The 23,963-nt window shown below is 49.5% G+C and carries 22 protein-coding genes; 14 read left to right on the top strand and 8 right to left on the bottom strand.

The window, feature by feature from the left end; all coding sequences use genetic code 11:
• Nucleotides 1–3 precede the first annotated feature (3 nt).
• The 7 genes from mnmA to ACQ31U_RS03320 all read left to right on the top strand — a co-directional run bounded on the left by mnmA (nt 4) and on the right by ACQ31U_RS03320 (nt 6,115).
• Nucleotides 4–1,173: a tRNA 2-thiouridine(34) synthase MnmA gene (mnmA, locus tag ACQ31U_RS03350; protein ID WP_431053681.1), complete on the top strand. Its 1,170-nt coding sequence runs from the start codon at nt 4–6 to the stop codon at nt 1,171–1,173.
• A complete protein-coding gene (locus ACQ31U_RS03345) occupies nt 1,170–1,634 on the top strand; it encodes a GNAT family N-acetyltransferase (protein WP_431053680.1) in 465 nt (154 codons plus the stop codon). The genes mnmA and ACQ31U_RS03345 overlap by 4 nt, the downstream gene beginning before the upstream one ends.
• A 166-nt stretch (nt 1,635–1,800) precedes the next feature.
• Nucleotides 1,801–2,424 (top strand): high frequency lysogenization protein HflD, encoded by a 624-nt coding sequence (gene hflD, locus ACQ31U_RS03340; RefSeq protein ID WP_431053679.1) that lies wholly within the window; start codon nt 1,801–1,803, stop codon nt 2,422–2,424.
• A 24-nt stretch (nt 2,425–2,448) separates the two neighbouring features.
• Nucleotides 2,449–3,816 carry an adenylosuccinate lyase gene (gene purB / locus ACQ31U_RS03335; protein WP_431053678.1) on the top strand — a complete coding sequence of 456 codons (1,368 nt, stop codon included), beginning with the start codon at nt 2,449–2,451 and terminating at the stop codon, nt 3,814–3,816.
• Between the two features lie 112 nt (nt 3,817–3,928).
• Nucleotides 3,929–4,456 carry an inorganic diphosphatase gene (gene ppa, locus ACQ31U_RS03330; protein WP_431053677.1) on the top strand — a complete coding sequence of 176 codons (528 nt, stop codon included), beginning with the start codon at nt 3,929–3,931 and terminating at the stop codon, nt 4,454–4,456.
• 95 nt (nt 4,457–4,551) lie between these two features.
• Nucleotides 4,552–5,328, top strand: a complete 777-nt coding sequence (locus ACQ31U_RS03325) for a M48 family metallopeptidase (RefSeq protein WP_431054272.1) — start codon at nt 4,552–4,554, stop codon at nt 5,326–5,328.
• A 4-nt stretch (nt 5,329–5,332) separates the two neighbouring features.
• On the top strand, nt 5,333–6,115 hold the full coding sequence (locus ACQ31U_RS03320) for a M48 family metallopeptidase (protein ID WP_431053676.1): 783 nt from the start codon (nt 5,333–5,335) through the stop codon (nt 6,113–6,115).
• A 184-nt stretch (nt 6,116–6,299) separates the two neighbouring features.
• Here ACQ31U_RS03320 and tal read toward each other — a convergent pair whose 3' ends face one another.
• Nucleotides 6,300–7,250, bottom strand: a complete 951-nt coding sequence (gene tal / locus ACQ31U_RS03315) for a transaldolase (RefSeq protein WP_431053675.1) — start codon at nt 7,248–7,250, stop codon at nt 6,300–6,302.
• A gap of 282 nt (nt 7,251–7,532) precedes the next feature.
• Here tal and lptD point away from each other — a divergent pair, with 282 nt between their 5' ends.
• The 5 genes from lptD (at nt 7,533) to mtnN (ending at nt 14,020) form a co-directional block, all read left to right on the top strand.
• Complete coding sequence (gene lptD / locus ACQ31U_RS03310; protein ID WP_431053674.1) at nt 7,533–9,902, top strand: LPS assembly protein LptD; 2,370 nt, start codon at nt 7,533–7,535, stop codon at nt 9,900–9,902.
• A gap of 26 nt (nt 9,903–9,928) precedes the next feature.
• On the top strand, nt 9,929–10,615 hold the full coding sequence (dsbC, locus tag ACQ31U_RS03305) for a bifunctional protein-disulfide isomerase/oxidoreductase DsbC (protein WP_431053673.1): 687 nt from the start codon (nt 9,929–9,931) through the stop codon (nt 10,613–10,615).
• A 63-nt stretch (nt 10,616–10,678) separates the two neighbouring features.
• On the top strand, nt 10,679–12,394 hold the full coding sequence (gene recJ, locus ACQ31U_RS03300; protein WP_431053672.1) for a single-stranded-DNA-specific exonuclease RecJ: 1,716 nt from the start codon (nt 10,679–10,681) through the stop codon (nt 12,392–12,394).
• Nucleotides 12,395–12,511: 117 nt separating this feature from the next.
• Complete coding sequence (locus tag ACQ31U_RS03295; protein ID WP_431053671.1) at nt 12,512–13,303, top strand: thiol:disulfide interchange protein; 792 nt, start codon at nt 12,512–12,514, stop codon at nt 13,301–13,303.
• A gap of 24 nt (nt 13,304–13,327) precedes the next feature.
• Entirely contained in the window at nt 13,328–14,020 is a 693-nt protein-coding gene (mtnN, locus tag ACQ31U_RS03290; RefSeq protein WP_431053670.1) for a 5'-methylthioadenosine/S-adenosylhomocysteine nucleosidase, read from the top strand.
• 18 nt (nt 14,021–14,038) lie between these two features.
• Here mtnN and ACQ31U_RS03285 read toward each other — a convergent pair whose 3' ends face one another.
• Nucleotides 14,039–14,701 (bottom strand): trimeric intracellular cation channel family protein, encoded by a 663-nt coding sequence (locus tag ACQ31U_RS03285; protein ID WP_431053669.1) that lies wholly within the window; start codon nt 14,699–14,701, stop codon nt 14,039–14,041.
• Between the two features lie 160 nt (nt 14,702–14,861).
• On the opposite strand from ACQ31U_RS03285, the gene ACQ31U_RS03280 reads away from it, so the two are divergent.
• Both ACQ31U_RS03280 and ACQ31U_RS03275 read left to right on the top strand, forming a co-directional pair.
• Nucleotides 14,862–16,034, top strand: coding sequence for an MFS transporter (locus tag ACQ31U_RS03280; protein ID WP_431053668.1), 1,173 nt, complete (start codon nt 14,862–14,864; stop codon nt 16,032–16,034).
• A 349-nt stretch (nt 16,035–16,383) separates the two neighbouring features.
• Complete coding sequence (locus tag ACQ31U_RS03275) at nt 16,384–17,652, top strand: NRAMP family divalent metal transporter (protein ID WP_431053667.1); 1,269 nt, start codon at nt 16,384–16,386, stop codon at nt 17,650–17,652.
• A gap of 77 nt (nt 17,653–17,729) precedes the next feature.
• Here ACQ31U_RS03275 and ACQ31U_RS03270 read toward each other — a convergent pair whose 3' ends face one another.
• The 6 genes from ACQ31U_RS03270 to argH all read right to left on the bottom strand — a co-directional run bounded on the left by ACQ31U_RS03270 (nt 17,730) and on the right by argH (nt 23,870).
• Complete coding sequence (locus ACQ31U_RS03270; RefSeq protein ID WP_431053666.1) at nt 17,730–19,244, bottom strand: NAD(P)H-hydrate dehydratase; 1,515 nt, start codon at nt 19,242–19,244, stop codon at nt 17,730–17,732.
• A gap of 27 nt (nt 19,245–19,271) precedes the next feature.
• Complete coding sequence (crcB, locus tag ACQ31U_RS03265) at nt 19,272–19,646, bottom strand: fluoride efflux transporter CrcB (protein WP_431053665.1); 375 nt, start codon at nt 19,644–19,646, stop codon at nt 19,272–19,274.
• A 5-nt stretch (nt 19,647–19,651) separates the two neighbouring features.
• A complete protein-coding gene (locus ACQ31U_RS03260) occupies nt 19,652–20,266 on the bottom strand; it encodes a glutathione S-transferase N-terminal domain-containing protein (RefSeq protein WP_431053664.1) in 615 nt (204 codons plus the stop codon).
• A 9-nt stretch (nt 20,267–20,275) separates the two neighbouring features.
• On the bottom strand, nt 20,276–21,097 hold the full coding sequence (locus ACQ31U_RS03255; RefSeq protein ID WP_431053663.1) for a Cof-type HAD-IIB family hydrolase: 822 nt from the start codon (nt 21,095–21,097) through the stop codon (nt 20,276–20,278).
• 390 nt (nt 21,098–21,487) lie between these two features.
• On the bottom strand, nt 21,488–22,309 hold the full coding sequence (locus ACQ31U_RS03250; protein ID WP_431053662.1) for a Slam-dependent surface lipoprotein: 822 nt from the start codon (nt 22,307–22,309) through the stop codon (nt 21,488–21,490).
• A gap of 187 nt (nt 22,310–22,496) precedes the next feature.
• The gene (gene argH, locus ACQ31U_RS03245; RefSeq protein WP_431053661.1) at nt 22,497–23,870 is read right to left on the bottom strand and encodes an argininosuccinate lyase; all 1,374 of its coding nucleotides are present in this window, start codon (nt 23,868–23,870) and stop codon (nt 22,497–22,499) included.
• Nucleotides 23,871–23,963: the final 93 nt, after the last annotated feature.

The raw sequence follows: 23,963 nt of genomic DNA, 5'->3' as shown, positions 1-23,963 counted from the left end.
GTAATGACCTTGATTTCAGCAACATTTGAGAAATTAAATCCTCTCGGCAACGCAAAAAAAGCAGCGAATGCCACCAAAAAAGTCATCGTCGGAATGTCCGGCGGCGTCGATTCGTCGGTTTCCGCCTATATCCTGCAACAGCAAGGCTATCAGGTGGAAGGCTTATTTATGAAAAACTGGGAAGAGGACGACGACAGCGATTATTGTACTGCGGCAGCAGACTTGGCGGATGCGCAGGCGGTCTGCGACAAGTTGGGCATTCACTTACATAAGATCAATTTTGCCGCGGAATACTGGGATAATGTATTTGAACATTTTTTAGTCGAATACAAAGCGGGACGTACGCCGAACCCGGATATTCTGTGTAACAAAGAGATCAAATTCAAAGCCTTTTTGGAATATGCCGCGGAAGATTTAGGCGCGGATTATATTGCCACCGGGCATTATGTGCGCCGTTCCTTTGTCGATGAAAGTGCGGTCGGTGCTAAGGTGCAACTGCTGCGCGGTTTGGACAGCAACAAAGACCAAAGCTATTTTCTTTATACCCTGAGCCACCAACAAGTGGCGCAAAGTCTGTTCCCGGTCGGCGAACTGGAAAAACCGGTGGTACGCCAAATTGCGGAAGAGCTGGGGCTGATCACTGCCAAGAAAAAAGATTCGACCGGAATTTGCTTTATCGGCGAACGTAAATTCAAGGACTTTTTGGCTCGCTATCTGCCGGCACAGCCGGGTGAAATCCGCACTCTTGACGGTGAAGTGATCGGACGCCATGACGGTTTGATGTATCACACCCTCGGACAGCGAAAAGGCTTGCGCATTGGCGGGGTGAAAGGCAAAGACGAGAATGCGTGGTATGTGGTCGAGAAAGACCTAGTTAACAACGTGTTAGTTGTGGCGCAAGGGCTGGATAATTCCGCGTTATTGTCGAACGGCTTGATTGCCCAACAGTTGGATTGGGTCTCGCGCGAACCTATTCGTCAAGCGTTGCGCTGCACGGTGAAAACCCGCTATCGGCAAGATGATATTGCCTGTGAAATCCTGCCGCTTGACGACGGCAAGATCGAAGTGCGGTTTGACCAACCGCAAATCGCCGTCACCCCGGGGCAATCCGCCGTGTTCTATCAAGGCGAAGTTTGCTTAGGCGGCGGCATTATCGAAAGTACGGTTAAATGAGTGATAACCGAATGGCAACCGCACTTTCAGCCTTGACGATTCGCCCAATGCAAACGGACGATTGCGCACCGGTTGCCGAATTGTGGCACAACACACCCGGCATGGGCATGAGTGCGGTTGATGACAACGAACAAGCCGTCAGCGCTTTCCTTGCCTTTAATCCCGATCTGAATTTTGTTGCCGAGCAAGATAAACAACTGCTCGGCGTCATCATGTGCGGCTACGACGGTCGCCGTGCTACGATTTATCATATGGCGGTGGCGCAAAATCAGCAAGGCAAAGGGATTGGTAGCGCACTGCTGCATAAATTGGAACAGCAACTGCGCAGTAAAAATATCACCCGCGGGCGTTTGTTAGTGTTCGCCGACAACCAAAGCGGCAACGCTTTCTGGGCAAAGCAGGGTTGGACTTGGCAACAAAACTTGAATTATTATTCGAAAGATTTTAGCAAGCGCGCCTAATCCGAAGAATAATAGGCTCACATTGAATCCACACTAGACAGCTTAAAGGCAATGATAATTTGCCTTATGGCGATATTGTAAACTTTTAAAAATAGTGGAACAGTGTTATAGTTTCGCCAGTTTGATTGAGACTTCCGCACCGATATAAGGATGACATTTACCCACTATGGCAGACTACCACGATCTCACTCTCGCACTTGCCGGCGTTTGTCAGTCGGCGAAGTTGGTGCAGCAATTTTCTGAACGCGGCAGTGCGGATCAAGCGGCGTTTGCCGCTTCGTTGAATTCGCTTGTGAATACCGCGCCGAGTTCCACTTTAGATGTGTACGGTAATGATGTCGCCAATTTACGCTTAGGTTTAACTACGTTATTAGAACAAGTGTCCGGCGGCAAGGGTGAGTTGGATATGAATGTCGGGCGTTATTGGATGAGTTTGCTTGCGTTGGAAAGTAAGCTGGATAAAACCCCGCAAAGCAAACAATTGCTTGGTCATCGGATTCAAGGTTTAGCACGCCAATTACAACATCTTGATTTGCTCGACGAACAGATGATCGCCAGTATCGCCGATATTTATGTCGATGTGATCAGCCCGTTGGGGGCAAAAATCCAAGTCAAAGGCTCGCCGTTATATCTACAGCAAAGCGGTATCCAAAACCGCGTGCGTGCCACTTTATTATGTGGCATTCGTTCGGCGGTGTTGTGGCGGCAGCTCGGCGGTTCGCGCCTGAAATTGCTGTTCAGCCGCAATAAATATTACCAACATGCACAACAGCTTTATTCTTCCCTTTAATTTTACCATATGGAGCTTTCCCCAATGGAACTTACTGCTTTAACCGCACTTTCCCCGATCGACGGCCGTTATCAAGACAAAGCCGTTGGTTTACGTTCAATTTTCAGTGAATTCGGTTTGTTGAAATTCCGTGTGACGGTGGAAGTGCGTTGGTTGCAGAAATTGGCCGCAACCGCTGAAATTGCGGAAGTGGCAGTCTTGTCCGCGCAAGCCAACGACTATTTGAACCAAATCGTTGCCGGGTTTTCCCTTGCCGATGCGCAGCGGATTAAAGAAATCGAGCGCACCACCAACCATGATGTGAAAGCGGTGGAGTATTTCTTGAAAGAAAAATCCGAAGCCCTGCCCGAACTGGCGGCGGTGAGCGAGTTTATCCACTTTGCCTGTACTTCCGAAGATATCAATAATTTATCCCATGCGTTAATGTTAAAAACAGCGCGTGATGAGGTGATTTTACCGGCGTGGCAAAAACTGATTGACGAAATCAAAGGTTTGGCAGAACAATTTAAAACCATTCCGTTGTTGTCACGCACCCACGGGCAGCCGGCTTCGCCTTCAACGGTCGGCAAGGAGATGGCGAATGTGGTTTACCGTTTGCAGCGCCAGTTTAAACAACTGCAACAAACCGAGATTCTCGGCAAAATTAATGGTGCGGTCGGTAATTACAATGCGCATTTGTCGGCTTACCCGGAAATCGACTGGCATACATTCAGCCGAGAATTTGTCGAAAGTCTGGGCGTGAATTGGAATCCGTACACGACCCAAATCGAGCCGCATGATTATATTGCGGAAATGTTCGACAATATCGCCCGTTTCAACACCGTTATCATTGATTTTGACCGTGATATGTGGGGTTATATCGCCTTGAACCACTTTAAACAACGCACCATCGCCGGCGAAATCGGCTCGTCCACCATGCCGCACAAGGTCAATCCGATCGATTTTGAAAACTCGGAAGGTAACTTAGGCTTGGCAAATGCGGTGATGGCGCACTTGGGCGCAAAACTGCCGATTTCCCGTTGGCAACGCGATTTGACCGATTCGACTGTGCTGCGCAATTTGGGCGTCGGCTTGGGTTATACTTTGATTGCCTATGCCGCCACTAGCAAAGGGATCAGCAAACTGGAAGTCAACGAAGCGCACTTGCGTACCGAACTGGATCAAAACTGGGAAGTGCTTGCCGAGCCGATCCAAACAGTAATGCGTCGTTACGGGATTGAAAAACCGTATGAAAAATTGAAAGAGCTGACCCGCGGCAAACGGGTTGATGCCGCGGCAATGCAAACCTTTATTGACGGCTTGGCGATTCCCGAGACGGAAAAAGTGCGCTTGAAACAACTGACCCCGGCAAGCTATATCGGCGCGGCGGTGGAGTTGGTGGAAAAACTGTAATTCTATAAGTGCGGTTAAGCCAGACCGCACTGTTGGATTTTCTCGACAAAACGAAAAGATTGACGCTATAATTCATAGCGTTTACATTCACTATTTTAAAAAGGAATATAAAATGGGTTTAGAAAAAGTCCCTGCCGGTAAAGAACTGCCGGATGATATTTATGTTGTGATTGAAATTCCGGCAAACGCCGATCCGATTAAATACGAAGTGGATAAAGAGTCCGGCGCGGTGTTCGTTGATCGCTTTATGGCGACGGCAATGTTTTATCCGGCGAACTATGGTTATATCAACAACACCTTGTCATTAGACGGTGACCCGGTTGATGTATTAGTGCCAACCCCTTATCCGTTGATTCCGGGTTCGGTAATCCGTTGCCGTCCGGTCGGCGTATTGAAAATGACCGACGAATCCGGCGAAGATGCCAAATTGATCGCCGTGCCGCACAGCAAATTAAGCAAAGAATACGATCACATCCAAGACATCAATGATGTGCCGGCATTGCTGAAAGCACAAATTCAACATTTCTTCGAAAACTACAAAGCACTGGAAGCCGGTAAATGGGTGAAAGTGGACGGTTGGGAAGGCGTTGAAGCCGCCCGCGAAGAGATTAAAACCTCGTTTGAGCGTGCACAGAAATAACGTTGTTTCTTTCCCTTGTTACGGAAAGTGGGTTTATTGATCAGATACCGCTCTTGCAAAAGTGCGGTATTTTTTTAAATTGTGAGGAAGTGATGATGAGAAAGCAAATCAAAACATGGGCATTAACTGCCGTATTCTCCGTGGGTTTGGCAGCTTGTGCCGACACTCAAACCATTAACCAACAGGCGGCGAGCAGTTATACCCAAACCGTCAACGAAATGAAGCAACAAGGGGTGATTGATACCACGTCCAACACCGCAAAACGGATTAATACCGTGTTCCAGCGGATCAAGCCGTATGCGGAAAAAGCCAACGACACCGGCGTGCCGTTCCAATGGCAAATTACGGTGATGAAAAGCAATGAACTGAACGCGTGGGCGATGCCCGGCGGTAAAATGATGTTTTATACCGGTTTGGTCGATAAACTCAAATTAAATAATGATGAAATTGCGGTGGTGATGGGGCATGAAATGGCGCACGCCTTGAAAGAACACGGCAAACAAAAAGTGAATTTCAATATGGCGACCGGCTTATTGGGCAGTGTCGGCAGCGCGGTGTTGACCGCCACCACCGGCTATGATTTTAGCAGCGTAGTCGGTTTGACCCAAGAATACGGCTTGAACAAACCGTTCTCACGCGGCAATGAAACAGAAGCGGATGAAGTCGGCTTATTGCTGATGGCGGAAGCGGGTTACAATCCGGAAGCGTCGATCAAATTATGGCAAAAAATGAGTGCGGCCAGCGGCGGCTCCGGCGGTGCTTTAGAAGGTTTAATCTCTACTCACCCGACCAACGCCGATCGCGAAGCTAATCTGCGCCGTTTAATGCCGGAGGCGATGGCGGTATATAACAAAGCGAAAAAAGCGGGTTGATGAGTTGAATAAATGGCGTTTTGCTTTGCTGTCAGCGGCTAGCCTTGCTTTGGCTGGCTGCCTTAGCAGCCAAGATTTAAATCAAAAATCCGCAAAAAATTATCAGCGGATAGTCAATCAGATGGAGCTGTTCGGTATCGTTGAGCATGATTCGACAACCGCGGTGCAGGTGACGCACACTTTTTCCCGTTTGTTTCCGATCGCAGAGCAATATAATGAAAGTGGCCGGGCATTGGATTGGCAGATTGCGGTTTTTCGCAGCCCGGAAATCAGCGCTTGGACAATGCCCGGCGGGAAAATGGTTATTCACAGTGCGTTGGTAGATAAACTGCATTTAAGTGATGACGAACTGGCAATGATTCTGGCGCATGAAATGGTGCACGTGGTGAAAGAACACGGCAAAGAACAGGTGAATCTCGATCGGGCGACAGGTTTGCTTGGAATCTTCGGCGGCACCGTGGCTTCTACTGCGTTCAGTTATGTCGGTTCTGCTTTGGCTTGGGTGCCGGAATATGCCATCAGTAAACCATTTTCACGCAGTAGTGAGTTGGAGGCGGATCGATTAGGATTATTGATAATGGCTGAAGCCGGCTACAATCCACAACACGTGACTCGGCTATGGCAGAAGCTCTATGAGTTTTCTGCCGATGACGCCGGATTTTTACAGCAGTTGGTTTCCACTCACCCGAGCTATCAAGAACGGGAAGCGAACATTCAAAAAGTATTGCCACAAGCCTTGGCGCTTTATCAGCAACAAAGTGCGGTTAGCCGCACTTCGGACCGCTGATCAAGTCTATTGCTCAAATCATTTCCCTCCTCTCCCTCCCGATTTATTTCATGAATGGAGGGGGTTACCAAAGTGCGGTGATTAAGTGCGGTCGAGTAGGGAAAAACCAGGAAAACATGGTTTTTTGATCATAAAAAATCGGAATCTGATCGAGATTCCGATTTTTCAATTTAAGCGGCAATGATTACAGTTTTGTCACTAGCATCGCTTCCAATTTTTCTTGATCGGCGGCGAATTTGCGGATGCCGTCGGTCAGTTTTTCCACTGCCATCGGGTCGCTGTTGTGCTGCCAGTAGAATTCGGCTTCGGTCAATGGCTGCGGACGCTCTTTGACGTTGCCTTTGAATTCCAATTTGCGCACCAGCGGCTCATTGCTTTCTTGCAGCTCTTTTAACAAGCCCGGAGCGATAGTCAAGCGATCACAACCGGCAAGTTCGATAATTTCGCCGATATTGCGGAAACTGGCGCCCATCACGACGGTTTTATAATCGTATTTTTTGTAGTAATCGTAAATTTCGGTGACGGAAATCACGCCCGGATCTTCATGCGGTGCGTATGCTTTTTTGTCGCTGTTGGCTTTGTACCAGTCTAAAATTCGACCGACGAACGGGGAGATCAGGTAAACCCCGGCTTCGGCACAGGCGCGGGCTTGCGCTTGGGAGAATAATAGGGTCAGGTTACAGTTGATACCTTCTTTTTCCAACACTTCGGCGGCGCGGATCCCCTGCCAAGTGGAGGCGATTTTGATCAGAATACGATCATTGCTGATACCGGCTTGATTATACAGTTTGATCAGTTTGCGTGCTTTTTCAATGGTGGCGGCGGTGTCGTAAGACAGGCGTGCATCCACTTCGGTGGAGATACGTCCCGGCACGATTTTCAGAATTTCTAAGCCGATATTCACTGCTAATTTATCTTCGGCGTCGATCAATTGTTGTTTCTTGTCGTTGCTTTGTTGTTTGGCATAGGCAACGGCGTCGTCGATCAAGGGGACATATTGCGGCAGGGATGAGGCGCTCAGAATCAATGACGGATTGGTGGTCGCGTCTTGCGGCTGATAGGTTTTGATGGCTTCGATATCGCCGGTGTCGGCGACAACCACGGTGATTTTGCGTAATTCTTGTAATTGCGACATAGTTTTTCCTCGTTAGATTTAATTGACATGAAATGAATCGATAATTTTTATTCTACCCCCATTCCCTTGGGATGTTCCAATGATTTCTCCGATAGATCCTTTTTTTTCCACTATTACTAATAAAAATAGGATTTGTCGTCGGGTTCTCAACATTGCCGGCAGTTCAAATTTGCAACAACATTTGCTAACCCTGCGATTGTGATAAAAATATTCGCATGATCAATAGTTGGATTTCGAGTACAATCAGGGCAATTTCTCTGTTTTTAACGTATAGGTTACGGAATGAAAAAGAACAGCTATAGCCTGTTGGCGAGCCTTGTGGTGACGGCATTATACGGTACGTTGCACGGCACCGCGGCGCAAGCGGATTTAAGACAGCAATGTTTGCTGGGCGTACCGCACTTTAACGGTGAGCCGGTGCACGGCAATCCGAATGAATTGCCGGTATATATTGAAGCGGATCGCGGTGAAATGCGGCATGCGACCGAGGCGACCTACCAAGGTGATGTCGACATTAAGCAAGGCAACCGTCATTTGCAATCGCAACACGCCAAAATTACCACTCAGGGCAGCGGCGAGCAGTTGCAGCGTTTCGCCCATGTTGACGGGGAGTTGTCTTATCGTGACGAGCAGATCGATTTGAGCGGGCGCAATGCCAAGATCAATTTGAACAGTAAAGACAGCGATATTGAAGCGGTGGATTATCAGTTTGTCGGGCGGCAAGGGCGCGGCACGGCGGAACAAACGGAAATGCGCGAACGCTACCGCACTTTGCGCAATGCCTCTTTCACTTCCTGTTTGCCGAACGACAATGCGTGGTCAATTGAAGCGGACGAAATCCGGCAAGATTTGCAGGAAGAAGTGGCGGAGATGTGGGGCGCCCGCTTTAAAGTGTTGGGCGTGCCGATTTTGTATTCGCCGTATTGGCAGCTACCGATAGGCGACCGCCGCCGCAGCGGGTTGCTGATGCCGGAATTCAGTTCTTCTAGTCGAGATGGTTTTAGCTATGCCCAACCGATCTATTGGAATATTGCACCGAATTATGATGCGACGATAACGCCGAAATATATGTTTGATCGTGGGTTACAATTGCAAACGGAATTTCGCTATCTCACCCGATTGGGAACGGGAACGCTCGCCAGTGAATATTTGCATAAGGATCGGCTGAAAGAGTATCTCGGCGAGAATAAATCCCGTCATTTGTTCTTTTGGCAACATTCTGCGAGTTTTGGTGACAATTGGCGTGCGAATTTAGACTATACCCGGGTGAGTGATAAGCGCTATTTCAATGATTTTAGTTCGGTGTATGGCAACAGCACCGACGGTTATGCCAATCAACGCTTTACTGTGGGTTATTATCAGCCGAATTACAATCTGAGCGTGTCAGGGCGGCAATTCCAGATTTTTGACGAGACCGATATCGCTCCGTACCGTGCTTTGCCGCAAATTGATTTTAATTATTATCAAAACGGGTTGGCGGACGGTTGGTTGGATTTCGCCCTATATTCGCAGGCGGTGCGGTTTGATAATGACAGTAATTGGTTACCGAAGGCTTGGCGTTTCCATATTCAGCCCGAGTTGAACCTGCCATTGAGCAATGATTACGGCAGCTTGAATTTGCAAACCAAATTATACGCCACCCACTATCAGCAGACCAAAGGCAAAGGCGTTGGCGCAGAAGCGGTGGAGCGCAGTGTCAACCGCGTGTTGCCGCAATTCAAGGCGGATTTGCAAACCGTGCTGTTTAAGTCGCAAACTTTTCTGGACGGTTATAGTCAAACTTTAGAACCGCACGTGCAGTATTTGTACCGCCCGTATAAAAACCAGAGCAATATTGGCGCCAAGGATATTTATTCCAATTATTTAGGCTTGGGTTATGACAGCGCTTTGTTACAACAGGATTATTTTTCACTGTTCCGTGATCGCCGTTACAGCGGTTTGGATCGGATTGCTTCCGCCAATCAGGTCACGGTCGGTGGCACCACGCGTTTGTTTGACCAAAACGCCGATGAACGCTTTAATCTTTCGTTGGGGCAGATTTATTATTTAACGGCGTCGCGGATTGACGAGCGTTTAGACACCCGCACCAACCGCCACTCGTCGGCGTGGGCGTTGGAATCGAACTGGAAAATCAACCGTGCGTGGAATTGGCGCGGCAGTTACCAATATGATACCGACTTGAACAAAACCGCACTTGCCAATATGGTGTTGGAGTATAATCCGAGCGGCAATAATCTGGTGCAGTTGAATTATCGCTATGCCAGCCAAAGTTATATCGACCAAAACTTGCAAAGCGGTTCCAATTTGTATAATCAGGACATTAAGCAAGTCGGCGCAACCGTGGCGTGGGAGTTGGATGACAACTGGGCCGTGATCGGACGCTATTACCATGATGTGGCGCTGAATAAAGCGGTGGAACAGTACGGCGGGGTGCAATATAACACCTGTTGTTGGAGCGTCAGTGTCGGTGCACGCCGCTATTTGACCTCGGCGCGCAACGAGGTGAATTACAGCAGTGATAAGGTTTTTTATGACAACTCGTTCTCGATCAATTTTGAGATTCGGGGGTTAGGCAGCAATGACAGCAGCGGTTTGCGCAGTATGTTGCACAAAGGCATGTTGCCGTATGTGAAACCGTTCAGTTTAGAATAAATTAAAAACAAGGAAATCCATTACCCATGAAAAAATCGGCAATTTTATTGAGCGCATTGGTCAGCACGGCGGCATTGGCTTCAAATGCAACCATCCAGCAGAATTTATCCGCATTGGGCATGAGCAATATGCAAATTCAAGCCACCCCGTTAAAAGGAATTCAGTCGGTGGTGTCCGACCAAGGCATTTTTTATGTGTCTGACGACGGCAACTATATTTTGCGCGGCGATCTGTTTGAATTGAAAAACGGTGAATTGGTTAATTTAAGCGAAAAAATGCTGTTGGATAAATTAAATGGTTTTGCTGATCAGATGATCGTCTATCCGGCGAAAAATGAACAATACGTGGTCACGGTGTTTATGGACATCACCTGTCATTACTGCCATTTGCTGTATAGCAAGAAGAAAGAGTATAACGATTTAGGCATTACCCTGCGCTTCTTGGCATTCCCGCGCGGCGGCATGGATACACAAACTGCCGGGCAGATGGAAGCGATTTGGCAGGCGGCAGATCGTAACGAAGCCTTGGATCAAGCCGAAAACGGCAAACCGCCAAAAGCGCTGAAAACACCGGATATCGTGGCGCGGCATTATGCGTTGGGGCGCCAATACGGCGTGCGCGGCACTCCGACCATGGTAACCGACGGCGGTGAAGTGATTGGCGGCTATTTACCGCCGAAAGAGCTGCTGGCGGCTTTACAGGAAGCACAATAAACAAACGGGGCGAAGCCCCGTTATTTATCTGAACCGTTTTTTAATCAAGGCATTTTTAATCCCGTGAACAAAATCATTTGCCGCCGACAGCCACCGGTGATCTTGCCGTTGGCGGATCATCCGTTGCTTGACCGCCTTTTTTCCGCCCGTCATATTCAAGATAAACGACAACTCGACCGCACTTTACAGGCGATGTTGCCGCCGCAACAACTGAGCGGCACGCAAAGTGCGGTCAAGCTGTTGCTCGCCGCGCGCGAACAGCAGCAAAAAATCGTGATCGTCGGCGATTTTGATGCCGACGGCGCCACCAGTACCGCACTTGCGGTGTTGGCTTTGCGTCGGTTGGGATTCGGGCAGGTGGATTATCTGGTGCCGAACCGCTTTGAGCAGGGCTACGGGCTGAGTGTCGAGGTGGCAAAACTGGCGTTGGCAAAGCAGGTTGATTTGCTGATTACAGTGGATAACGGTATCTCGTCGCATGAGGGGGTGGCGTTTATTCAACGGCACGGCGCCAAGGTGATTATCACCGATCACCACTTGCCGCCAAGCGACTTGCCGGCGGCTGACGCGATTATCAATCCGAATCTGGCGGACTGCTGTTTTCCGTCCAAATCCCTTGCCGGGGTCGGGGTTACCTTTTATCTGATGTTGGCGCTGCGTGCCGCATTGCGTGACGGCGGGTATATCTGTGCGCAGGCGTTGCCGAATTTTGCCGAACTGCTCGATTTGGTGGCGCTGGGGACGATCGCCGATGTGGTGCCGCTCGATCAAAATAACCGTATTCTGGCTTATCAAGGGATTAATCGGATTCGTGCCCAACGTTGCCGCTACGGAATTCAAGCACTGGCGGAAATTGCCAAGCGTGATCTTAGTCGTTTTGTCGCCTCGGATTTGGGTTTTTCAATCGGACCACGCCTCAACGCCGCCGGACGTTTGGATAATATGAGCGTCGGCGTCGAACTGTTATTGGCGGAGGATATGCAGACCGCACGCCAACTGGCGTATGAGCTGGATGCGCTGAATCAAACCCGCAAAGAGATCGAACAGGGTATGAAGCTGCAAGCGTTGCAGATTTGCAGTGGTCTGAACGAGTTGGAAAACGATTTGCCGTGGGCGATTACGCTGTATCAGGCGGACTGGCACCAGGGGGTGTTGGGCATTCTGGCGTCACGGATTAAAGATCGTTTTCACCGCCCGGTAGTGGCGTTTGCACAAGATCAAGCCGGCATTTTGAAAGGCTCGGCGCGCTCGATTGAGGGGCTGCATATTCGCGACGCGTTGGAAAGGGTTGATCAGCGCTGTCCGGGCATGATTCTAAAATTTGGCGGTCATGCCATGGCGGCGGGATTAAGCATTGCCGAAGCGCATTTTGATGATTTTCGTCAAGCTTTCGCCGAGGTCGTGCAGCAAAGTTTAAATGCCGAACAACTCACCGGCGTGATTTGGAGCGACGGCGAATTGGCGCAAAGCGAGCTGACCTTGCACACCGCCGAACTGATCGCCGCCGCCGGACCTTGGGGGCAGGCATTTCCCGAGCCGGTATTCGATGGCGAATTTGAGGTGCTGCAACAACGCTTGGTCGGCGGACGGCATTTGAAAATGATGTTACAGCCGCCCGGCGGCTCATTGTTGTTGGATGCGATTGCGTTTAATGTGGATACGCAAATTTATCCCGATCATTCGTTGAAACGGATGAAAATCGCTTACCGTTTGGATATTAATGAATTTCGCGGTAACCGTCAGCTACAGTTAATGGTAGAATATCTGCAACCGCTGTAAAAATGGCGTAAAATAGTCAAGTGCGGTTTGGTATGTCAACGATTATGCCGCGTGTACAGTCGGATAAGCGCAAGCAAATTAACAAATGATAGTAGGTAGGGTGCTCCAAGTTATACCATGAAAACTGAAAAATTTTGGCTATTGTTGATAGGCGTCTTTTTTTCTTTGTTTTGTTCTCAGGCAGCGGCGCAAAGTGCGGTTGCCAACCCGTCCGTATCAGACGCCGAGACCGCTGCCGAACAAATGGCGCAAGCGGAAGCAGTGCAGCCAACGCCAAGTCCGGGCAGTGAATTTGCCTTTGAAGACGGTAAAGACTATTTTTCCTATACCATTCCAATTAAAGCCAACCCGCTAGACCATCGGATTGAAGTCCGACTGTTTTTCACTTATGAATGCGCCCATTGCCTGACCGCCTTTGATAATTTGAGCCTGTATCAGCGCTTGCATGACGAGCAGGTGCGCTTGATGTTGCAGCCGATCGCCACCGAAGAGGCGCTATTCGGTCCGAATGTGTATTACAGTTTGCGCAATCTTGATCGGCAAGGGTTGGCGGAGCTGCTGCTGTTCGACAGTGCCGAGCGGCAAGGTAGGAAATCGTTGGTCGCCGGCGAGAATTTATACCATTGGCTGATCAGCCATAATGTGGCGCTGGATCAGTTTTTAATGCAACTGAACTCGCAAGCGGTGGCGGCGAAAGCGAAGGAAGCGGTGGAATTGACCGAAAAATACGGGGTGTTCACCAGTCCGTTTGTGGTGATTGACGGGCAATATGTGCTGACCAGCAGCACCTTGTATAATGACGACTATACCTTTGCGGTGATGGATTTTTTAGTCTCACGCATTTTGCAGCAGCGGCAGTCTAACATGACGTTTACCGCAGAAAGCAAAAAAACAACCAATCAACCATAGCGAATGCAGAACAAAGGAACGAGCATGAAGATCGGAATTGTCGGCGCCATGGCGCAAGAAGTGGAAATTTTACGCAATAAAATGACGGAATTAAGCAACCGTGAAATTGCCGGTTGCACCTTGTATCAAGGCTACCTTGATGACCTGGAAGTGGCATTGATCCAATCCGGTATCGGTAAAACCGCGGCGGCAATGGCAACCACGATCTTAATCGCGCATGCGAAACCCGATTGCGTGATTAATACCGGTTCGGCAGGCGGGATCAGCGCAGAACTCAATATCGGTGATGTGATTATCTCCAACCAAACCGCTTACCACGATGCCGACGTGACTGCTTTTGGTTATGCCAAAGGGCAATTACCGGGCTGCCCGGCAACGTTTCCGTCGAATCAGGCGCTAATCGAATTGGCGGAAAAAGCGCTTCAGGCGCAGGGTAAAAGTGCGGTCAAAGGGTTGGTGTGCAGCGGCGACATGTTCTGTAACGGCGAACAGCAGATTGCGCGGATTAAAGCCGATTTTCCGCAGGCGATTGCAGTGGAAATGGAAGCGGCGGCAATTGCACAGGTCTGCCATGCGTTTGATCTGCCGTTTGTGGTGGTGCGTGCGGTGTCGGATGTCGCCGATAAAGCGTCCCATCTCTCGTTTGAAGAGTTTTTACCATTGGCGGCACAGCAATCATCGGCAATGGTGCTGGCGATGTTGGCGGAGCTGCAATAACCCCGCCGTTGGCGGTTGCTACTTTTTGCGGTTTTGGCGTAATTTTTTCAGCAGCGGCTGATAGTTTTCTTCTTGCTCTTGATAATCGAACACCGGCAGTGACAGATGGAAATAAATTGCCAACAACCGCAAACCGAAGCCTCCGATCAAGGTCAGAATGACCACCAGATTATGCGGTACGCCGAAATACGGCAGGGCATAATAAATTGCTGCCGAGAGTAGGGCGATACTGGCATACAGCTCTTTTTGAAACACTAACGGAATACGGTTGCACAGCAGATCGCGCAGCACGCCGCCAAAGGCGCCGGTGACCACCGCCGCAACCAAGGCGATAATAAAGCCATGTCCCATATCCAACGCCACTTGTGCGCCGATAATCGAAAATACAATCAGCCCCAACGCATCCAGCACCAAAAACACGGTGCGGAAATAGCGCATTAGGGGGGCGATAAACACGGTCAGCACCGCCGCACCGGCAACAATCATAATATATTCGGGGTGCGCCACCCAGCCGAGCGGATAATGCCCGAGCAGCATATCGCGGATCGAGCCGCCGCCGATTGCCGTCATGGAAGCGATAATAATCACGCCGAACAGATCCATTTTTTCACGTCCTGCCGCTAAGGCGCCGGTGATCGCTTCGGCGGTAATGCCGATAATATAGAGCACGGTTAATAACATAAAGCAAACTGTCTTAAGCAAATTAGGTAGCATAGCGTAAGCGGATTTTCACCGCAGATAAAGAAAAATTTGATATGGCAGGCATTTTTGTGATCAAAATCTTGTATAAACCGCACTTGAGTCTATGATGTAATCAAATTGTTATGAGAATGAAAGCAAGATGATTAAAAACAAAACCCGCGCCTATTTTTGGGCAACACTGGTGTTATCAGTCTCGTCCTTTTTGGTGTTTGCCAATTTGTACGTGGTGCAGCCGTTGTTGTCGCTGTTTGCCGCACGCTATGCGGTTTCGCTCAATCTGGCAAACTGGATCTTTGCCGCCGCGTCACTGGGCATGAGTCTGTGCCTGATTCCGTGGGCGCTGTTGGCGGATCGTTACGGGCGGCGTTTGGTGATGTTGCTGAGTTTGAGCCTGAGCGCGCTGTTTTCATTGTGCTTGCTGTTCAGTGATTCGGTGACGGCATGGATTGGTTTGCGTTTTTTGCAGGGCATTGCCTTGGCGGGGCTGCCGGCGGTGGCAATTGCCTATATCAGTGAAGAATTTGAAGCCAGTGCGGTGGTGCCTGCCGTCGGGATTTACATTGCCGCCAACTCACTGGGCGGGATCAGCGGGCGGATTCTGGGCGGGATCTTGGCGGAGATGTTCGGTTTGAATGCGCCGATGATATTTACCGCCTTGCTCACTCTCGGCGGCGCATTGCTGACCTATTTTTGTTTGCCGAAAGAGCGCTATTTTAGCCCGCAATCGTTGGCGTTTAAAAGCATGCTCGCCAATCTGTGCGGACATATTAAAAATCCGTTGTTGTGGCGTACTTTTCTGATTAGCGGCATTTGCTTCGGGATGTTCGTCAATATGTTCTCGGTGATCGGCTTGCGGCTGCAACAAGCGCCTTGGCTGCTGAATACGTTGCAGGTTTCGTTACTGTTTCTGTGTTACTTGAGCGGTACTTTTGCCGCTTCGATGGCAGGGCGTTTCAGCCGCCGATTTAGTGCGCCGCGCGGGATGTTGCTCGGTTGGTTGTTATTGATGAGCGGTATGTTGCTGCTGATCAGCAGTTCATTATGGATTTTGATAGCCGGGTTGCTGCTATGCAGTATCGGCTTTTTCTTTACCCACGCCCTTGCCAGCGCTTGGGTCGGCAAAAATGCCACTCACGCCCGCGCCTTGGCGTCGGCACTGTATCTTTCCAGTTATTATCTCGGCGCCAGTGTCGGCGGTAACTATTTATTGACAGTCTGGCAGCAGTTCGGTTGGCATTGGATCGCGCCCGCCGCGATGTTTTTGTTGTCGGGGGTGTTATGGTTGTTGAGCGGGATGTTTAAACCCCGTTAGCACAGCGCATTTAAAGCACTTTCTGCTATCCTGTATTTTAATCCGATTTGCTGATTTTCCGCCAAATCAGATTGCTAATCCCTTAAATAATCAGTAAACTCAAACACCTTATCTGAAAAGATAAGCCTGTTTTATAAATACAATGACAGTTTTTTATTTTATGTATTGGGTTAAAAATAGCATTTTATTTTGATTTAATGCCAAATCGAAGAAGTAATGCGTATAGTTTGTATAAAAAACCAAATATCATCGTCAAGTTTATTTGCCGGTTTGTTTGCTTTTTTAGACAGTGATTTTTAACCGAATTCAGCTTCTGGATAAAATTGATTAAAACCTTGGGAACAACATTATGACAAGCAACACAGAATTCATTCAAAGTGAAGAGATTTCCAATTGGAAAAGTAAATTACGCGCATTGGGGCCGGGCATTTTGATGGCGTCCGCCGCCGTCGGCGGCTCGCATTTAATCGCTTCGACCCAATCCGGTGCGATTTACGGCTGGCAGTTGGCAATCATCATTATTTTAGCCAACCTGTTTAAATATCCGTTTTTCCGTTTCGGCGCACAATATACCCTCGATTCCGGCAACACCCTGTTAGAAGGTTACCGCCAGCAAGGGCAGTTCTATCTGTGGATTTTTACCATTCTGAACGTGTTTGCTGCGGTGATCAACACCGCGGCGGTCGGGTTATTGTGTGCGGTAATCCTATCGTTCGTGCTGCCGTTCAGCGTGCCAATGCCGATTTTAAGCACCATTGTGCTGGGATTTAGTCTGTCATTATTACTGTTGGGCAAATATCGCGTTTTGGACGGTGTGTCTAAAATCATTATGATCAGCTTAACCTTGGCGACGGTTACTGCGGTGGTGATCGCCATGAGCCGCGGCGCGGTTGCGCCGGCGGATTATGTCAGCGCAACGCCGTGGAATTTGGGCGCGTTGGCATTTATCGTGGCGTTGATGGGCTGGATGCCGGCGCCGATTGAAATTTCTGCGATCAACTCAATGTGGGTGGTGGCGAAACGCCGTTTGACCAAAGTTTCTTACCGTGACGGTTTATTCGATTTCAATGTCGGTTATATCGGCACGGCGGTTCTGGCGATTGTGTTTTTGGCGTTAGGCGCCTTGGTGCAGCACGGCTCAGGCGTGGAAGTCGAGAAAGTCGGCGGACGCTATATTGCGCAATTGATCAATATGTATGCCGTGACTATCGGCGAATGGTCACGTATGTTGATTGCCTTTATCGCATTTGCGTGCATGTTCGGCACCACCATCACCGTCATCGACGGCTACAGCCGCACCAATGTGGAAGCGATCCGCTTGATTTTGAAGAAGCAGGAAACCCGCCAAGGTTTTTTGAACCTGTCAATGCTGTTCACTACCGTTGCGGGCTTGGTGGTGCTGTTCTTCTTTAACAACGCCTTGGCGCCGATGTTGCAATTTGCGATGATCGCCTCGTTCGTTTCCACGCCGATTTTCGCCACCTTGAATTTATTATTGGTTCTGAAAGGCGAACATAAAATCAGTAAAGGCTTATTTTGGTTATCGGTGATCGGCTTGATTTACCTGACCGCCTTTGCCCTATTGTTTATCGTACAGCAATTGGGCTTGTTAGGATAAAACCGCACTTTGCCTGACGATTGAAAGCAATGAAAAAGGATAGCCGTTTGGTTATCCTTTTTTCTTGTGATGAAAGACTATGATAATGTGCGGAATGCCAACGGCAGGTAACGGATCAAATCCCCGGCAATCATGCCTTCCTGACTGAGTGCCTGTGCTGCCAAATCGCCGGCATGCCCATGCAAGTAGACGCCGAGAATCGCACTTTGTTTCGGGCTGTAACCTTGTGCCAAAAGTGCGGTAATCACGCCGGTCAGCACATCGCCGCTGCCGCCGCTCGCCATGCCGGGGTTGCCGTTGCTGTTAAAGTGAATGCTGCCGTCGGGGCAGAAAATTGCGCTGTAGGCGCCTTTTAACACGATATAAACCCTGTGTTGTTGTGCAAAAGCGCGGCTTAAATCGAGTTTTTGCTGATCGTCTTTCCATTCGCCGATCCAACGCTGCCACTCTTTCGGGTGCGGGGTGAGAATGCTGTTGGGCGGAATCAGTTTTTGCGCGGCATGATCCTGACTTAACAGATTCAAGGCGTCGGCGTCCAATACCATCGGTTTATCCATTTGTTGCAGCAGTTGCAGCAGATAATATTGGGTCAACGGATCTTGCCCGATACCCGGTCCGATCCCGACCGCACCATAAGCGCGATAATGCGCGCTGCAACCGCTTAACACCGTTTCGCCGTGATTGATGATCGCCATCGCTTCCGGCACCGCACTTTGCAAAATCGGATAACCGCACTTCGGACTTTCCACGCTGACTAAGCCGGCGCCGGCACGTAAACACGCCTGAGTCGCTAATATTGCGGCACCGATTTTACCGTGGCTGCCGGCAATGATCAGCGCATGTCCGAAACTGCCTTTATGGCTGAAACGTTGACGCGGACGGTAAATCCGTTGGACATCGTGCAGCTCGGTGTAAAACAGTTCGCTGCTTTGGCGGGCAATCGCATCCGGCAACAAGCCGATCGGCAGCAGTACCATTTCGCCGCTATAATCCTGATTTTCCGGCAGTAATAACGGCAGTTTGGGAATTTGCAGACAGAGAGTGTAATCGGCGCGAATGATGGCTTGCTTGCTGAGATTGCCGTCAGTTCGGCAAGATAAACCCGACGGCAGATCGATACTGACGGTTGGCAGCTTGAGTTGGTTCAGGGTGTTAACCAATTCCGCGGCGAAACCGTGTAAAGTGCGGTTCAAGCCCGAGCCGAACAGTGCGTCAACCAAAATACCGCGGCAATCTTGCAAGCGGTTTAAGTCTTGGCTGTCTTGCAATAACGTTATTGCGACATCCAATTCCTGTAGCCGCTGTAAATTGGTTTGGCAGTCGGGCGAATAATGTTCATTCCCCAACAGAAAAACCCGCACGCTAAAGCCTTGCAGATAAAGTTGACGGGCAATCGCCAAGCCGTCACCGCCGTTATTGCCGTAGCCGCACAGAATGTTAAACATCAGCGTCGGATGGCGCGGAAAATGTTGAATCAGCCATTGGGAGCAGGCTTCGGCGGCTTGTTCCATCAGATTAATCGAGGAGATCGGTTTGTGTTGAATGGTATAAGCATCCACTTGCCGGATTTGTTGCGCATTTAAAATCTTCATCGACTGCCCCTTAAAACGGTAAGAGATTTAGTGTAGCCATCTCCATAAGTAAAAGCCAAGTGCGGTACACAGCAAAGCGCCAACGACATGGGCGGAGACGATGCCGAACCCGTTCAGCCATTTATCGCTCAACAGTTTTTCGATCACTTCCGCCGAGAAGGACGAGAAAGTGGTGAAGCTGCCGAGAAAACCGGTGATTAAAAACAGCCGCCATTCGGCACTGAGCGCCGGAAAACTGAAAAAGACGCCCATTAACACGCCGATCAGCAAACTGCCGAGGCAGTTGGCAAGCCATGTACCGAGCGCAATTTGGCTGAACAGCGGGTTGAGCCATAACGACAACAGCCAACGCGCCGTTGCGCCTAAACTCGCGCCGCCACACAGTAATAACAAGCTGTTCATCGCGTTTAGCTTTGGTACGGTTTGGTGGCGGCGAGACACGGATATTTTTCGTTCATCTGCTGCGCCCAGCGATCCAAGTGCGGTACGATTTCGCTTGGATTTACGCCGATAATACTCAGGCGGAAATGGAAGAAGTCGATCACGCATACCACATACAGCGTCGCAATGTTCAGTTCCGTGCCAAGCTGATCCAAGCGTTGCTCCAGATACTGCAACGAGCGGATATTGCGCTCAATCATTTGCCGATGGCGGCTGTGCCACCATTCCGCTTGATCGCGCAGCATGCGTTCGCCCAAGTACATCAGCGTATTTTCCATAATGCCGTCGGCAACCGCATGCAAATTCAGCACCTGCCAACGGTTTTCGCCCTGTGGAAACAGCGGCTGATTTTTGCCGAGACTGTCGATATATTCCGCAATTAACGTGCTGTTAAACAGCCAGTCGCCCTGATCGGTCTGCAATGCCGGAATGCGCCCGAGCGGATTGTCCTGATTGTGCGGCGATTCCGCTTTGGCGGCGACGGTGGCTTGCAGCTCAACCTGCTGTTCCAACTGGTGATGTGCAATCACCGACCGCACTTTGCGTACAAACGGGCTGGTGGTGGAGTACCAAAGTTTCATGTTCACCTCTTAAACCAAATTGAACAGCGCGCGCAAATAGCTGGCGACCGACTCGTCACGGTTCAAACCGATTTGCTGCAAGTGCGGTAACGCCTGTTTCACGCGCGGATCGGCATTGCCCATAATGCAACCGCGCCCGACTTCGTTCAGCATTTCCACGTCATTCATGCCGTCGCCGAAAGCGATACAATCGCCCAATTCATAGCTGCGATCCTGCAATAAATGCGCCAGCGCATTGGCTTTGGTTACGCCTTGGTTCATAATTTCCAAACAGATCGGGGTGGAATAGGTCATGCTGACTTGATCGCCATATTGCCGGCGGATGGTCTGTTCAATCGGGGCGAGATCGGCGGCGGTTTTGCCGATAAAAAACACTTTTTCCGTGCCTCTGCCGTGGTGGCGGGAAAAGTCGATCACCTCATAATCGAAACCGGAATCCTTATGGTATTTGCGTAGTTGGCGCAAATCGATATTGATAAACCAGCCCTCGTCCTGATAGGAATTCAGCACCACCCGCGTCGGATCAAATTCCAAATTCATCAATTCAAACGCGATATTTTCTTGCAGACTGTTGCTGTACAACAAGTTGCCGTGCAAATCGTGAATGCGCGCCCCGTTCGAGGTGATCATCGCCGCCCGTTCGGATTCGATTTTTTTCAAAATATGGGAGACGTCGGTGTGGTTGCGCCCGGAAGCCAGCACGATATCAATGCCTTGATCTTCAAGACGTTTAATGGTTTCGGCGCTGTAGTTGCCGACGATGTGTTGAGTGGTGAGCAGCGTGCCGTCCAGATCGGACACCACGGCGTGAAAAGTGCGGTTAAAAGCCATAGATTATCCTGCGAAAAATAAATGAAATCAGGGATTATCATAGCAAAGTGCGGTTCGCTTGTCTGATTATTTCGTTTTATTTGCCAATAGGATTGATTATTGCCGTTTATGGGTTATAGGTAGGTTAACACCCACCTCAGACTGATGACAAAGTCTCTTTCTCGAATCATTTCCCTCCCTCCGTATACGGAGGGAGGTGTCCGAAGGACGGAGGGAGGCATAAAGAATGTTAAAAATGAATATGTTGTATTTTCATATTCCCCCTCCCTCCCTCCCCATTTTTCTTGCGAAAAATGGTACTCCCTCCGCACGTGGAGGGAGAGAAGTTGGTGTGTCAGCAATCTCAGGTAGGTTAACACCCTCCTATGACACTATATTGGCATGAAGTGATTATGGTCGTTTACCAGAAAAAACTACGCCCCAGCGACTATCACGCTCATTGGCAGACGCCATTCCACCAATTTCTTGCGCATTTGTACCGTAAAATTTTCCTTGTAATTCCGCACTTGCGGTTTCAGCAGAAGAGGTTGCTTGACCCGAAAATCCATTTCCGACAATGTCTGCCGCAATGGCGATGGTGGCAACATCGTTTTTCAGTTCGCCGGACAGGGATTTTGAATCAAAATTCGCGACCAGATTTGTGCTGCCTTGGTAATAATCTTCGTCTAAATTCTCGTTATAAGGCAGGTATAATGAATGTCCTTGATAGCGGATAGAGCCTCTTGTCGGGATTTGTGTTTCAGAGGTTGGGTTGCCCGTGTAAAATAGATAAGCAGCGCCATTTTCCCCCTCATCATGTGCGCCAATTTTCACATTTTGCTGAGTGCCGCAACAAATGATGGTGCTTTTCTGTGCGGCACCACTACCGAGATTGAATGTTGACCAGCCAGCAGCATAAATGCCGCTATGTTCTAGTTGAATCGTAACGCCATCAACCGTAATCGCTTTTAAATCAGTTCCGCTGAGACTTTGTAGTTTGGAAGACGCTTCTGCTGAATAGGTATCTCCACTCGTAACCAAAACCTGCCCACTTACAGTCGCTGTCGCCGCATTATTTGTGTTTGAATTTGTTGGATTTGCTGTTCCGCCATTATTAATCGCCACAGTTGAATTGGCATTATCGCCACTTCCCCCTCCGCTACCGCCGCAAGCCGTTAAGACAGCGACGCAAAGTGCGGTTAAGCTCATTTTGATAGATTGGTTAATCGGCATAGTTAATTCCTTATTGAAATAAATGAAAATAGAATTGTAAGCATGAAGCCTCTGAATTTTACATTTATCGCTCCGGCACTTCAAATGACTCATCATAAAAATATGATCACGCTCAAACTTATAAGGCGGAAAGAAAAATCGCTAACCGTATACCGTGTTAGCGATTTTTTAATTTGAGGGTTAACCGTTACGCCGACCGCACTTTGGCGTTTGCAATTGCTTCTGCCACGCGTTGCGGAGCGACGCCGCCTTTGGCGCAGCGTTTGTCGAGGCAGGATTGCAGCGATAAAATCGGGTACACGTCTTCGCCGAACACGGCATTGAAACGGTGGAATTCGTCAAGGCTGAGTTCTTCCAGCGCTTTTTGTTGCTGAATGGCATACACCACCGCTTCGCCGACGATATGGTGCGAATCACGGAATGGAATGCCTTTGGCGACCAGATAATCCGCCAGTTCGGTGGCGTTGGAATAGCCTTTCAACGCCGCTTCTTTGGTGCGCTCACGATTGACTTTAATGTCGTTCAACACCAAATCCGCCATATCTAAACAATCATGCCAAGTGTCCAAGGCGTCGAAAATGCCTTCTTTGTCTTCTTGCATATCTTTGTTATACGCCAACGGCAAGCCTTTGACCGTCATCAACATGCCGTTCAATGCGCCGACCACGCGCCCGGTTTTGCCGCGGATCAGCTCGCAAGCGTCAGGATTTTTCTTCTGCGGCATTAACGATGAGCCGGAAGTGACTTTATCCGACAATTCAATAAAATTGGCTTCGCCGCTGTTGAAGATAATCAAATCTTCGGCAAAACGCGATAAATGCACCATACTTAATGAGGCGACCGACAGCAGTTCGATAATATGATCGCGGTCGGAAACCGTATCCAAACTGTTGTGGGTGGCATAGGCAAAACCCAGATCTTGCGCCAGTTGTTCACGATCAATCGGATACGCCGTGCCGGCGAGTGCGCCGCAGCCGAGCGGGCAGCTGTTCATGCGTTGGTAAGCGTCTGCCAAACGGGAATAATCGCGTTCCAGCATTTCAAAATAGGCTAAACACCAATGGGCGAAAGTGACCGGCTGCGCCCGTTGCAAGTGGGTATAACCCGGCATAACCGCACTTTGATTGGCTTCGGCGGTGGCGACCAGTTTACGTTGCAACCGGCGGATCGATTTTTGCAACTCGGTGACTTGCTGTTTGCACCACAGTTTAATATCCAACGCCACTTGGTCGTTACGGCTGCGCCCGGTGTGCAGTTTTTTGCCCAAGTCGCCGATTTTTTCGATCAGCTTGCTTTCCACCCAACTGTGAATATCTTCGTGATCGTCTTGCAGGATAATCTGCGGATCAGCTGACACCACGGCGTGTAATTCTTGCAGTGCGTTTTCCAGTTGTTGCTGTTCGCTCGCTGTTAAAACACCGACCGCGGTCAGGGCTTTCGACCAGCCGATTGAACCTTCGATATCCTGTTCCGCCAAGCGGTAGTCGAACACCAGTGAATCGTTAAATTGCTTAAACCGTTGATCCGCCGCTTGCGTGAAGCGACCGCCCCAAAGTGCCATAAAATTTCCTTTTTGAATAACTATTGAATTACCGCAGATTGAGCTTGTGGCCAAGAATACACCCCTACATTCCCAATCTGCATTTTAACTGAT

This window comes from Testudinibacter sp. TW-1 (genome assembly GCF_050613185.1).
Taxonomy (GTDB): Bacteria; Pseudomonadota; Gammaproteobacteria; order Enterobacterales; family Pasteurellaceae; genus Chelonobacter.
This window is presented reverse-complemented; position numbering and strand designations above follow the sequence as displayed.